Origin of the sequence: Vibrio sp. 10N.247.311.14 (genome assembly GCF_041467715.1) — a bacterium.
In the GTDB taxonomy this organism is placed as follows: domain Bacteria; phylum Pseudomonadota; class Gammaproteobacteria; order Enterobacterales; family Vibrionaceae; genus Vibrio; species Vibrio crassostreae_C.
Window position 1 is genome coordinate 38,178 of sequence record NZ_JBFSVE010000023.1, and the last position, 12,091, is coordinate 50,268.

The 12,091-nt window shown below is 44.0% G+C and carries 10 protein-coding genes, 1 pseudogene and 1 other annotated feature; of the genes and pseudogenes, 5 read left to right on the forward strand and 6 right to left on the reverse strand.

The features are described 5' to 3' along the window. Window positions 1-301: 301 nt before the first annotated feature. Window positions 302-1,147 carry a hypothetical protein gene (locus tag AB6F11_RS10625; RefSeq protein ID WP_133160489.1) on the forward strand — a complete coding sequence of 282 codons (846 nt, stop codon included), beginning with the start codon at window positions 302-304 and terminating at the stop codon, window positions 1,145-1,147. A 96-nt stretch (window positions 1,148-1,243) separates the two neighbouring features. Beyond that, a complete protein-coding gene (locus AB6F11_RS10630) occupies window positions 1,244-1,459 on the forward strand; it encodes an autonomous glycyl radical cofactor GrcA (RefSeq protein ID WP_276605512.1) in 216 nt (71 codons plus the stop codon). 77 nt (window positions 1,460-1,536) lie between these two features. On the opposite strand, the gene thrC is transcribed toward AB6F11_RS10630, so the two are convergent. From thrC to thrA, 3 genes are read right to left on the reverse strand one after another with little or no spacing between them, the layout of a single operon-like run. Beyond that, window positions 1,537-2,820 carry a threonine synthase gene (gene thrC / locus AB6F11_RS10635; protein WP_102394353.1) on the reverse strand — a complete coding sequence of 428 codons (1,284 nt, stop codon included), beginning with the start codon at window positions 2,818-2,820 and terminating at the stop codon, window positions 1,537-1,539. Then, entirely contained in the window at window positions 2,817-3,773 is a 957-nt protein-coding gene (gene thrB, locus AB6F11_RS10640) for a homoserine kinase (protein ID WP_032545653.1), read from the reverse strand. The genes thrC and thrB overlap by 4 nt, the downstream gene beginning before the upstream one ends. A 17-nt stretch (window positions 3,774-3,790) precedes the next feature. Beyond that, on the reverse strand, window positions 3,791-6,250 hold the full coding sequence (gene thrA, locus AB6F11_RS10645) for a bifunctional aspartate kinase/homoserine dehydrogenase I (protein WP_102394352.1): 2,460 nt from the start codon (window positions 6,248-6,250) through the stop codon (window positions 3,791-3,793). A gap of 29 nt (window positions 6,251-6,279) precedes the next feature. Beyond that, window positions 6,280-6,398: a sequence feature (Thr leader region), on the reverse strand. 317 nt (window positions 6,399-6,715) lie between these two features. Between thrA and AB6F11_RS10650 the strand changes: the two genes are divergently transcribed. Further along, the gene (locus AB6F11_RS10650) at window positions 6,716-7,174 is read left to right on the forward strand and encodes a hypothetical protein (RefSeq protein WP_017070076.1); all 459 of its coding nucleotides are present in this window, start codon (window positions 6,716-6,718) and stop codon (window positions 7,172-7,174) included. Between the two features lie 112 nt (window positions 7,175-7,286). Here the strand turns inward: AB6F11_RS10650 and AB6F11_RS10655 are convergent, their stop codons facing one another. After that, window positions 7,287-7,772 carry a putative 4-hydroxy-4-methyl-2-oxoglutarate aldolase gene (locus AB6F11_RS10655; RefSeq protein WP_017059310.1) on the reverse strand — a complete coding sequence of 162 codons (486 nt, stop codon included), beginning with the start codon at window positions 7,770-7,772 and terminating at the stop codon, window positions 7,287-7,289. Between the two features lie 47 nt (window positions 7,773-7,819). Here AB6F11_RS10655 and AB6F11_RS10660 point away from each other — a divergent pair. Both AB6F11_RS10660 and arcA read left to right on the forward strand, forming a co-directional pair. Then, window positions 7,820-7,921: pseudogene (locus AB6F11_RS10660) on the forward strand (ribonuclease activity regulator protein RraA); the annotation flags it as partial. 429 nt (window positions 7,922-8,350) lie between these two features. Next, window positions 8,351-9,067: a two-component system response regulator ArcA gene (gene arcA, locus AB6F11_RS10665; RefSeq protein WP_004741534.1), complete on the forward strand. Its 717-nt coding sequence runs from the start codon at window positions 8,351-8,353 to the stop codon at window positions 9,065-9,067. Window positions 9,068-9,203: 136 nt separating this feature from the next. On the opposite strand, the gene AB6F11_RS10670 is transcribed toward arcA, so the two are convergent. Both AB6F11_RS10670 and arcB read right to left on the reverse strand, forming a co-directional pair. Further along, the gene (locus AB6F11_RS10670; RefSeq protein ID WP_017062884.1) at window positions 9,204-9,647 is read right to left on the reverse strand and encodes a hypothetical protein; all 444 of its coding nucleotides are present in this window, start codon (window positions 9,645-9,647) and stop codon (window positions 9,204-9,206) included. Window positions 9,648-9,654: 7 nt separating this feature from the next. Further along, window positions 9,655-12,024, reverse strand: coding sequence for an aerobic respiration two-component sensor histidine kinase ArcB (gene arcB / locus AB6F11_RS10675; protein ID WP_017062885.1), 2,370 nt, complete (start codon window positions 12,022-12,024; stop codon window positions 9,655-9,657). Window positions 12,025-12,091: the final 67 nt, after the last annotated feature.

The window sequence follows — 12,091 nt, forward strand, 5'->3', positions numbered from 1 at the left end:
TGCTAGGAATCATTAATAGAGGTAACTCCAGATGCCCAATATTGATGAGTAAATACAGCTGCGCTACTAGGCATTGTATGTCATCTACGACGCTACTAAAGTTTGGGTCATTTATAAGCTCTGAATCGAAAACTCACGCAACCAAGGTTTGGTGACCAAACTTTGGTTGCGTAATAAGTGTATGATTCAAAATATTTATTATACACCTGATCGGGTAAAGAGATGATAGTACTCTCATCCACGAACAACAATTGACAATACCATCAACAAGTGGAAGTATTGGCCGCTTTTTGAGGGCAAAATGTCGATCCCAACGAAAAATCATCTCCTATCTTCAACGAATGAACCTATTAGTGAACTATTGTCCGTTAAAGCTACAGATCCAAATTTAACTCCTTATAAACAGTCTGCTCTGAACTCAACTTGCCCACAGAAGCTGATTCATGGATCTAGAGTCACGCATCGTCATCTAGCTAGTAATATGACCACAGTGCCTTCAGTTTTAGAAGAATTGGCGTGGCGATTACCAAATGAGCCCATCTCAAAAGCCTTCAACGAATTGATTTATGACGTATCGCATCCCAACGAGGATGAGTTAAAGTTTCGTTTTGAATACACAGCTCTTAGTTCTGCCGAGAAGTATCAAATTATGATGTTCTCAGATCTACCTATATTGATCGCGCTGCTTTTATTTTTGGACAAAAAGCAAGCATATCGTGGTGGTCTAATTATGTTTACCACAGAGGAGATCCTTATGTTGACTAACCCACGTATAACCAAAAATTTTGAACCTAGATATCAAACAATCAATGACAGTTTGTTGCGTATTTTGAATACCAAAGTTGAGTTAATCACTTCAAGGTTGAGCAGAGATCATTTAAAGCTAAATTTTATAAGATATCAAACTAGTGAGGGCTCTCCTCAGTCTCTAATGACATTTACTTTAGTAGCCGACCTAGATGTTTTCCATCAACTGCTAAAATCAATATTCACATACGTATCGAGCTGGAATAGTTTGACTGGTAGTCAACGTCATAACCTGAGCCTCGACTATGGCGAATCATTTTATGATAGAGAGTTCTCGCAGGAAACGTCATCGATGAATCGTAAGATCAACAATATTTATCGCGCATATATTAGATCATAATTTGGGAGCACGGACACTCAATCAACTAAAATGAATAAAACTTAAAATCTCTATATGGCTATCTTCTTCAAGAGAACATAAGTCATGATTTTATAGATCTATATAAACAATATTTTAAGTCATACTGGAGTCGCAACGTTACACCTAAACGTTAACGTTCTTAAGCGTGAAACGCTAGAAGACGCAGTTGCTCACCCAGAGAACTACCCACAGCTAACTATCCGTGTATCGGGTTACGCTGTACGTTTCAACTCTCTAACAACTGAACAGCAACGTGACGTTATCGCACGTACGTTCACTGAGTCTCTATAATTTTTAGAGCTTAAATTAGAATACAAAAACGGCGCTCATTGAGCGCCGTTTTTATTTGTTCGAAAAACAAATGGACGTTACGGTTGAACTCGACGAAGCACAGCTTTTAGCGCTTCAAAATCGTTATCAAGATCTTCAGACAACAATTCCATCGCCGCGTGTTTTGCTAGCGGGCCAGGCAGTTCGATATCAGAACCTAGGATGTCATCAACCACTTCTTTGAATTTCGCTGGGTGTGCTGTACACAGGAACAAGCCAGTTTCGTTCTCTTGCAGTTGCTCTTCCAGTAGACGGTAAGCAATCGCACCATGTGGTTCACATAGGTAACCTTGTGCTTTTAGGTCGCGAACTGACTCAGCGCTCTGCTCGTCAGATACTTTACCTTTGCCTAGTGTATCTAAGCCCCAACCTTTCAGTTGGCAAAGCTCTTCGATACGAGGCCAGTTGTTTGGTTGGCTTACGTCCATCGCGTTCGATGTTGTCGCAACAGTCGGTTTTGGATCCCATTGACCTGTTTCTAGGTAACGAGGAACAGTGTCATTTTCGTTAGTTGCTGCGATAAAACGCTTAACAGGTAGACCTAGCGCTTTAGCCAATAGACCAGCCGTTAGGTTACCAAAGTTACCACTTGGTACAGAGATAACGAGGTTTTCACGTTGCTCTTTAGTCAGCTGAGAAGCCGCCTCAAAGTAGTAACAGATCTGAGCCATTAAACGGCTGATGTTAATCGAGTTTGCCGAATTAAGACCGATCTCTTTACGCAGTTCAGCGTCATCAAATGAGTCTTTAACTAGAGCCTGACACGCATCAAAGTCACCATCAATCGCCACAGTGTGGATGTTCTTGCCAAGCGTACAGAACAGCTTCTCTTGCAGTGGGCTGATCTTGCCTTTCGGGTAAAGAATCACAACATTGATGTTTTCCATGCCGTAGAAAGCATGCGCAACCGCCGCACCAGTATCACCTGATGTTGCCGTTAAGATAGTGATTTGACCACCATCAGAAACAGCTGCTAAAGATTGAGCCATAAAGCGGCCACCGAAATCTTTAAACGCCAGTGTTGGACCGTGGAAAAGCTCAAGCGCGTAAACGCCGTCTTTTACTTGGTTGATTGGTGCAGGGAATTGGAACGCTGCATCCACCATTTGGTCGATCTGTTCTTTTGGTAATTCATCACCAATCAATGCTGACAGAATCTTTGAGCTACGAGGGACAAAGTCCTCTGCTAGCAGCGCATCGATATCATCAAACTTTGGCAGTTCAGATGGGAAAAATAGACCTTGATTACGGCCTAAGCCTTGACGAACGGCTTGGCCAAAAGAGACTTGTTCATCATTTTCTTTGATGTTGTACAGTTTCATAACTCACTTCCTGTAACGATCGAACCCTGCTTATCTAGGCGACAAACGTGAACGAATCCTTCTTCATTTTGTACGTAATTTTGTTCTAACCAGCGTGCAACACGCTCGGCGACATCTTGTTCTTTGCAAATGCTAAATAGAGTTGGACCACTACCAGAAATACCAGTAGCCAGTGCCCCAGCTGACAGCGCGTATTTACGAGCATCAGCAAACCCTGGAAGCAGTTTCTCACGATATGGTTCAGCGATCACGTCTTTGATCATCTTCGCCGCCAGTTCAGGTTGACCTGAATGACACGCGTGGATAAAGCCCGCTAAGTGACGACCATGAGCAATAATATCCTGACGACGATATTGAGATGGTAGGATCTCTCTCGCTTCAGCCGTTGAAACCTTAATACCCGGATAAGCCATTACCCAGTACCAGTCGTCAAAACACGGTACTTCTTGGCTGATGATGCCTAGCTCTTCAAGCATGAGCTGCACACCACCAAGGTAACATGGCGCAACGTTATCGTAGTGGATACCACCTGAAATCTTGCCTTCCATTTCACCCATCAGAGCAAGCAGTTCAGTTTCATTCAGGGGCTGACCGTGAAAACGGTTTAGCGCATCCAGTGCCGCGACGATTGAACATGCACTAGAACCCAAACCTGAACCGATAGGCATGTTCTTTTCTAGTGTCATTTCTAAAGGCTTTAGCGTAACGCCTTTTTTATCAAGCTCTCTCGAGAACACCACCCAGCAGTCGTAAACGATGTTTTCTTTTGCTTCAGTTGGCAGCTTAGAAACAAAGCTGCCTGCAGTTTTAAGTGAGAATGGTTCATCACCGGCTTTAACCATAACTCGGTCACCTAGCAGCGTGCCATCCACTGGAGACACAGCTGCCCCCAGCACATCAAACCCTACACTGACATTGCCGATTGATGCAGGCGCATAAACAACAACATCCATATCACTTGAACTCATTCCTAAACTCCTAATTTCCAACCAAGAGTACGCATCACATCAGAGAATACGCCAGCTGCTGTTACTTCAGTACCCGCGCCGTAGCCACGCAGTACTAGAGGGATTGGTTGGTAGTAACGGCTGTAGAATGCTAATGCGTTCTCGCCATCTTTAATCTTGAACATTGGGTCGTCGCCATCAACAGCAGCGATACGAACCTTACACTTACCTTCAGCGATTTCACCCACATAACGAAGTACTTTACCTTCTTCTGCTGCGATAGCTGACTGCTCTTTGAAGTAAGCATCCGCTTCTGGTAGGCGAGCCATGAACTCTTCAACCGTACCTGAATCATCAAAACCCGGTGGCAGAGCTTGGTCTACTTCAACATCTTCAAGTTCAAGCGCCATGCCTGCTTCACGAGCAAGAATAAGCAACTTACGCGCCACATCCATACCAGATAGATCATCTCGAGGATCCGGTTCAGTGAAGCCGTTATCTTTTGCAATATTGGTTGCCTGGCTCAGTGTCATACCTTCATCAAGCTTGCCGAAGATGTAAGACAGTGAACCTGAAAGAATGCCGTTGAACTTCTCAAGTTCATCACCTGCAGAGATAAGGTTCTGTAGGTTTTCGATGACCGGTAGACCTGCACCTACTGTTGTCTCGTACATCAGCTTACGACGTGAGTTGCGTGCAACTTCACGAAGCTGATGGTAGTAAGCCATGCTTGCTGTGTTTGCTTTCTTGTTTGGTGTTACTACGTGGAAACCAGCCGCTAGGAAATCAGCGTACTGCGCCGCAATACCTTCGCTAGACGTACAATCAACCAATACTGGGTTGATGATGTGGTTACGTTGAACCAAAGCCGCTAAACGCGCTAGGCTGAACTCTTCAGTCGCACTCGACATACGGTCACGCCACTGCTCTAACGGTAGACCATCGCTGTCTAGCAACAAACCTTTACTGTTTGCTAAACCACATACGCGAATCACGATGCCTTTTTCAGCCAGTTTGCCTTGCTGACGTTGGATCTGGTCAACAAGCTCGCCACCAACACCGCCGACACCCACAACGAATACATCTAGGAAGTGCTTAGAGTTAAATAGGTTCTCGTGACACGCTTTGATTGCTTCAGAGATTTTGTCTTCAGGGATAACCGCTGAAATAGCGCGCTCTGAAGAACCTTGAGCAATAGCAACAATGTTGACGTTCACTTCAGCTAAAGAAGAGAAGAACTGAGATGCTACGCCACGTGAAGTGCGCATACCGTCACCCACCAGCGTTACAATCGCAACGTCATCCATGAACTCAACCGGCTCTAACAGGCCATCTTTAAGTTCAAGTTCAAACGCGTCTGACAACACTTGTTTCGCTTTCACCTTATCAGCCGATTCAATACAGAAGCTGATGCTGTACTCAGAAGAAGATTGAGTAATAAGGACAATAGAAACGCCAGCAGAAGACATCGCGCCGAATACACGACTCGCCATACCTACCATGCCCTTCATGCCTGGGCCTGATACGTTAACCATGGTTAGGTCACTTAGCGTCGTAATACCCTTGATTGCTAGGTTATCTTCGCCAGTGTCTTGGCCAATCAAAGTACCTGCGCCTTGTGGGTTGAAGCTGTTTTTGATCAGACAAGGAATGTGGAATTGCGCAATAGGAGCAATGGTTTTCGGGTGTAGAACCGAAGCACCAAAGTAAGAAAGCTCCATCGCCTCTTGGTAGCTAAGAGACTTGAGCAGACGAGCATCATCAACTAAGCGTGGGTCACAGTTGTAAACGCCATCGACATCAGTCCAGATTTCACAGCAATCAGCACGTAGACACGCCGCTAACACAGCCGCTGAGTAGTCAGAACCATTACGACCTAGTGTGACTAGCTCACCTTTTTCATTACCCGCAGTAAAGCCCGGCATGATATTTACGTGACCTTTAGGCAGTGGCGACTGACGGAAGTTCTGAGTAGAGACATCCACATCGACCATAGCTTCAAGGTGATCACCTTTAGCGTATAGGTATTGAACTGGGTCAATCAGGCTTGCTGGTTGGCCTTTCGCTTCAAGTACCGCTTTCATCAACTGGATTGAGATTCGCTCACCTTTACTGATGATGCGAGCATTAACATGGTTCGGGCACATACCCAATAGGTTAATGCCGTTTACGAACTGTTTTAGCTGAGCAAGAGAAGTATCAACCTGCTCTTGGAACGCAGAACCATCAATAGAAGGAACAACAGTTTGAATATCTGCAAACAGTGCAGCGAATGAGGATTCGATCTCTGTAATCTGTGCGTCTGCTTCACCATTTTTAAGTGCAGCTTCAATTACAGCAACCAACTTATTGGTTGTTTTTCCTGGAGCCGATAGTACAACGGCTAGCTCTTCTTGCTGGGCATTATTAGCGATGATATCAGCCGCTCGTAAAAAACGATCTGCATCAGCTAATGATGAACCTCCAAACTTTAAAACGCGCATCCCTTTCTCCATAAGTCATAAAAATGGTACAAAAAAAGGCCTGTATCTTGTTGGATACAGGCCTTTTTTTTTAAATCCGTTACTTAGCAGCCTGCCCCAACAATGTTAATGTCGGTAATAATAATGGTTGTGGTCATTACTAGGTGGCTTACGTGCTGCATATCAAATTCTCTGCTTGTGCTTTACTCTACGTGTATCAATTTTTACCACTGGACGTCAATGAAAAGTTGCGTTTTTTTTACATTCGCACCGTTTTTCAGAGCAAACCGTCATTTAAGGGATAAAACACCCTGCATAAACCTTCACTTAAGATACTGGATTTACTCATTGAACAGGCAAGAGTGATCAATTGCATATATAGTCATAACAAAATGCTATATCGATTGTGCAGCGAACGTACAAGTTCTGTGCTTTAATTGAACGATAACGTTCGAAGAACAATAATAATGACATCAGGAGTGGCAAATGAAGAGATTACTTATTCTTTTGGCTTTTGCTATGCCTGTTGTTTGTTCAGCGAATAGCTTGCCTCTACTACCCAGCCAGATCGATAGTTCTTCTCATAAATTCTTTATCTCCACACAAAACGCGTCGAGTGAAAGCTTCGATACTTGGAAGATAGACAGTGGCTACTCTTATAGCTTGTTTTCAGATGTGGATCTTTACGTCGGTACACGTATCAATAGTGCGGCACTGAAACAGGAAAGTGGATTCTTGAGTGGTGTCAGTTATCAGTTCTCAGAAAGAGTCTCTTTTAACAGTTCTCTACACACCTATAAAGACGAGACCGAAGACAATGAGAAATCGGTAGCCGCAGAGGTTTCCAGCCGAGTGCAACTAACAGATAACCTAGATTTGCATGCCACCCTTGATTATGAAGAGTGGCAGCAAGGTGTTGAAGTGGGACTAGGGTTTCGCTTTTAGTCTCTTTAGCTTGTTCTTTATTAACAGATTAGTGCGGATTGAGATCCAAACTTTTAGTACATCACAAACCATTCCCCGTTCTAATCTATCAACGGCATTCAATTTGAGTCAGTTACGATTCAATTAACAGCTCAGATGAAATTAACACGCCATTCCAATCGGCATAAATATAGTCACCAGGCTGAATCAGTTGATTATGTATAGAGAGTGTCACATTCACTTGGCCGACACCGCGTTTCTCTGTTTTGAATGGCGATGCACCTAACGCCTGAACGCCAAGGTCCATTTGCGACATCATGCCTACATCACGCACCGCACCGTTTACAATCACGCCTTCCCAACCGTTTTCTATCGCGAGAATAGCGAGTTGATCGCCAAGCAGCGCCTTCTGGCATGAGCCATTTCCGTCAACGACAAGCACTTTGCCACAGCCGTCGGTCTCTAAAACCTCGCGAACCTTGGAATTATCGTGATAACAACGAACTGTTACAATTTTTCCAAAGAACGCACCACGTTGGCCGAAGTTCTGCAATGGCATGTTCAGTAGGGTGACTTCGCTTTCAAACTCATCACACAAGTCGGGTGTTATATCGTGCATATATCCTCCGTGAGTAAGGCGTTACCGGTTATGTCAGGCTAGCCTCTATGCTTTTATATGTTATTAAAATTAATCCTTTGTTTTCATTGTTCTATGCTCAATTTATTACTCAATAAAGGTTGATTGAGCATATTTATCTACTAGACTCTTAAGACAGCTTTCAGCTTCCTTGGTTCATAATCCGGTCTTTAGCAGGCAAGATGTGAGAAGCATCTCGAATAATCATTCTTGTTTTGGTGCTAAATAGTCACCATAACATTGGTTAAGTTGTAGCCATACTATTAAAGTTTGTTGCGATACGGCAATTGATGTAAATCAACAAAGTGAATGGAATTAACATTCTCGCGTTGTTAGCATGCTGTTAACATTATAGAATCCACTCCAATCACTAAAAGAATGATTGAAAGGCGTACTGGATCTACGTTATTGGGCAATACTTCAAGGAAGGCAGATAGCTGGAAGTAAGTGTTTTTTTGAAAACTTTAAGTTATCATCAAAAATACATTACCTGTATGTTATGTTTTTGCCTAGAATTTATTCTATTAGCACAGTTTCGTCACAAATTTAGGTACCGCCAAATGCAAACCCCGCAGATTCTTATCGTTGAAGATGAGCAAGTAACTCGTAACACTCTAAAGAGTATTTTTGAAGCAGAGGGATATGCTGTTTTTGAGGCTAGCGACGGTGAAGAGATGCACCAAGTGCTATCTGACAACCAAGTTAACCTTGTAATTATGGACATCAACCTTCCAGGTAAGAATGGCCTACTACTTGCGCGTGAACTACGTGAGCAAGCAAACGTAGCGCTTATGTTCTTAACTGGTCGTGATAATGAAGTTGATAAGATCCTTGGCCTAGAGATCGGCGCTGATGACTACATCACTAAGCCTTTCAACCCTCGTGAACTGACTATCCGTGCACGCAACCTTCTGAACCGTTCAATGAGCACAAGCTCTGTTCAAGAAGAGAAGCGTAGCGTTGAGAAGTATGAGTTCAACGGTTGGGTACTAGATATCAACAGTCGTTCTCTGGTTAGCCCAGATGGCGAAGGCTACAAGCTACCTCGTTCAGAGTTCCGTGCTCTACTTCACTTCTGTGAGAACCCAGGTAAGATCCAAACACGTGCTGACCTTCTTAAGAAGATGACTGGCCGTGAGCTTAAGCCACACGATCGTACTGTAGACGTAACAATCCGTCGTATTCGTAAGCACTTTGAATCTGTTTCTGGTACGCCAGAAATCATCGCAACGATTCACGGTGAAGGCTACCGCTTTTGTGGTGACCTAGAAGACTAATTCGATTCGCGCCTCTTACCATTTAGCACTACTCACCAGTAAGTGTTTTGAACACTAGAAGCGTCATCAATAGTTATTAAAAAGGGAGAATGCCAACGCATTCTCCCTTTTTTATTGTTCTTAATTGGATAAGATTTTAGTAAACCGTATCCACCTTAACGTCTTTCTCTACTAACCACTTCACGGTTTCGCCATCTTTAAGTTCCACCGCCACATCAACAGGCTTGTCACTGTCGATTTCTAGCTGCCATACAAACGCGACTTCCCATTGAGTTTCACTGTGTGTTCTTAAATCAAGATCGTCAGCCGTTACCAACAAGGTGTCTGCACCCTGTTTAACCGTAACACTTTCAACCGCAAGCGTTGCTGGCAGTTGTGAGTCTGACTCTAGGTAGATAGCACCATGTAGGGTCTTATCTTGAGTCTCGCCAATCGTTGGCATCTTGTTGTGCCAAAGGTTGCTTTTCATGGTAACTGTTGCTGCAGATACTTCGACTTGATTATCTTGCTGCCATTCTACTTGTGGCGCAGAACAACCCGCTAATGCCACTACACATGCGGCGAATGCTAATTTTTTCATTATTCTTCTACCTTTGATTTAACCAACTCTTTAAAACTTCAATGTCATTCTGGTATTCGTTATTTATCTCATCAACCCAATCTGAAATGTTCTCCCACCACGCAGGCAAATCTGGAGATTGAGCTTTCTGGGCAACTTGTTGGATGCGTTTCAGACCAATAGAACCTGCAGCACCTTTAATCTTATGTGCCTCAGAAACGATACTGGCTTTATCTTTCGCGACCATGTTGGAGTTCAATATTTCCATATACTCCGGCATCATATCTTCGAACATCGCGATGCTATCCAAAACCGGTTTCGGTCCAACAATATCAACATAAGACTCTAGCATATCAATATCAAGCAAAGTGGTATCAATTTCTGAAAGAACAGGCTTACTCGCGTCGACTTTATCAATGCTCTCAACCTTATCGGTGCCCGCTACCTTCTCAATTACCTCTGGTGCATCTTCGATAAGTTCACTGATGACATCTTGGATAGCTCGAACCGACAAAGGTTTACTGATCGCTTCGTCCATGCCTTTCTGGAAGTACTCTTGCTTGTTGTTTAATACGTTCGCAGTTAACGCCACCAAAGGCGGTAGCTGGCTGTATTTCTCGCGGTAGTATTGAGCAATATCGAAACCCGTCATATCTGGCAGTTGGATATCCAACAACACCAAATCATAGTCTTCAGGATTGAAAGCAATTTGCGCCTCTTTACCCGTCATCACGACTGTCACTTCATGGCCAAGGCTTTCAAGTAGAGAGCGAGCCACTGTGATATTGAGTTCAATGTCTTCGACCATAAAGATCTTAAGATTCGACTGTTTTCTTGGCGTTTTGATCAGAGCCTGAGTATCGTGATTCACTGGAACTCGAATCGAAACCGTAAAGGTACTGCCAAAGCCCTCTTCACTGATGACTTCAATGTGGCCATCCATCATATTAATTAGCTGTTGAGAGACAGCGAGACCAATACCCGTGCCGACAGCGTGCAAGTTGTCCGTGCCCGATTTCACCTGATAGTACATCGCGAAGATCTTCTCGATTTCACTTTCAGGGATACCAATACCAGTATCTTCCACTTCCATCGTAATGTTGGCAAAGTCACCATCAATGTCGGCGCTGACTGTCATCACCACTCCACCATCTTTGGTGAACTTCATCGCGTTACTAACAAGGTTCCACAGTACCTGTCTAAGACGAGTACCATCCACCTCAACAGCAGCTGGAAGATCAGACAATCTTTCTAGATCGAACCTTAACCCTTTCTGCTCAGCCATCAACGCAGAGATACTTTCGATCTCGACAACGAAATCTTCAAAGTTAATAGGCGTAGGGAAGAGTTCAAGCTTACGGCGGTCGAACTTATCCATATCAATAATATCGTTGAAGATATTACCCAGTGTCACCGCGCTCACCTTGATGGTTTGCATCTGCTTGCGCTGTTCGGTGGTCAGTTGGCTATCAAGCAGCATGCGGCTCAAGCCAATGATGCCGTTGAGCGGCGTTCTTAACTCGTGGCTAATAGTTGAGATAAAGGTGGTCTTATCGCGGCTGGCTTTTTCTAACGACTCTTGATGCTCTTTACGTTCAGTAATATCGCGGCCAAAACCAACCAAGCCCAAGTGACGACCATCTTTGCTGTAGAAAGGCACTTTACGCAGTTCGAAGTAACTCTTGCGGCCATCTGGGTATTCAAGCCATTGGTCATAAGTCAATGCTTGGTTGTCAGCAAATACTTTCTTATCGGTTTCAACAACTTGCTGAGCGACCTCTTTACTGTAAACATCCCAAGGAGTTAAACCAACTAGCTCTTTTTCTGTTTTACCAGTGAGCTCTTCAACCGCACGGTTACAACCAGAGAACACACCATCTTCATTACGGTAGTAAATAAGGTCAGGCGAGGCATCGATAAACGAGCGTAACAGTGCAGTACGTTCTGCGAGTTCAAGCTGAGTACGCTCGCGCTGGAACACCTCGTTTTCGAGATCTTGCATTGCTTCTGCGCGCGCTTCTTCCGCTTTTTCACGCTCTTCAATTTCTTGATTAAGCTTCTCGATATTGAGCTGCATTTTATTGTTGAGTTCTTGGTCTCGCTCACGCATGTCGCCAAGTTTAGAGACCAATTTCGCTAACCTTTGACGTGATTCTTCCAACTGGTCCACGACCACTGACAGAAAATAAACCGCCCAAGGCGTGATCACTAAACCGAAGAAAACTGAACGGACAATGTCGATGTCATCAACATTGCCTTTGAGTGCGAGGGTAATACCGACTTGCACAACAACAGCGAGGGCAACAAGCGCTAAGGCGAGTAAGATAGAAAAGCGGACAATCCCCAGTTTTACGAGTAGATCTACGTAATACTGAGCGAGATTTTTCATGGGTTTCATTTAGCGCTCCATGCGATAAGACTAGCAACATTCTACCCTGTTTGAAGATAGGAGGTAAGCTAGCTGC

Bases quoted from the DNA above. Each gene is read 5' to 3' on its own strand.
- thrA (WP_102394352.1), bottom strand. From the start codon at position 6,250: ATGCGCGTTTTAAAGTTTGGAGGTTCATCATTAGCTGATGCAGATCGT.
- AB6F11_RS10650 (WP_017070076.1), top strand. From the start codon at position 6,716: ATGAAGAGATTACTTATTCTTTTGGCTTTTGCTATGCCTGTTGTTTGT.
- arcB (WP_017062885.1), bottom strand. From the start codon at position 12,024: ATGAAACCCATGAAAAATCTCGCTCAGTATTACGTAGATCTACTCGTA.
- AB6F11_RS10655 (WP_017059310.1), bottom strand. From the start codon at position 7,772: ATGCACGATATAACACCCGACTTGTGTGATGAGTTTGAAAGCGAAGTC.
- thrC (WP_102394353.1), bottom strand. From the start codon at position 2,820: ATGAAACTGTACAACATCAAAGAAAATGATGAACAAGTCTCTTTTGGC.
- AB6F11_RS10670 (WP_017062884.1), bottom strand. From the start codon at position 9,647: ATGAAAAAATTAGCATTCGCCGCATGTGTAGTGGCATTAGCGGGTTGT.
- thrB (WP_032545653.1), bottom strand. From the start codon at position 3,773: ATGGATGTTGTTGTTTATGCGCCTGCATCAATCGGCAATGTCAGTGTA.
- AB6F11_RS10625 (WP_133160489.1), top strand. From the start codon at position 302: ATGTCGATCCCAACGAAAAATCATCTCCTATCTTCAACGAATGAACCT.
- arcA (WP_004741534.1), top strand. From the start codon at position 8,351: ATGCAAACCCCGCAGATTCTTATCGTTGAAGATGAGCAAGTAACTCGT.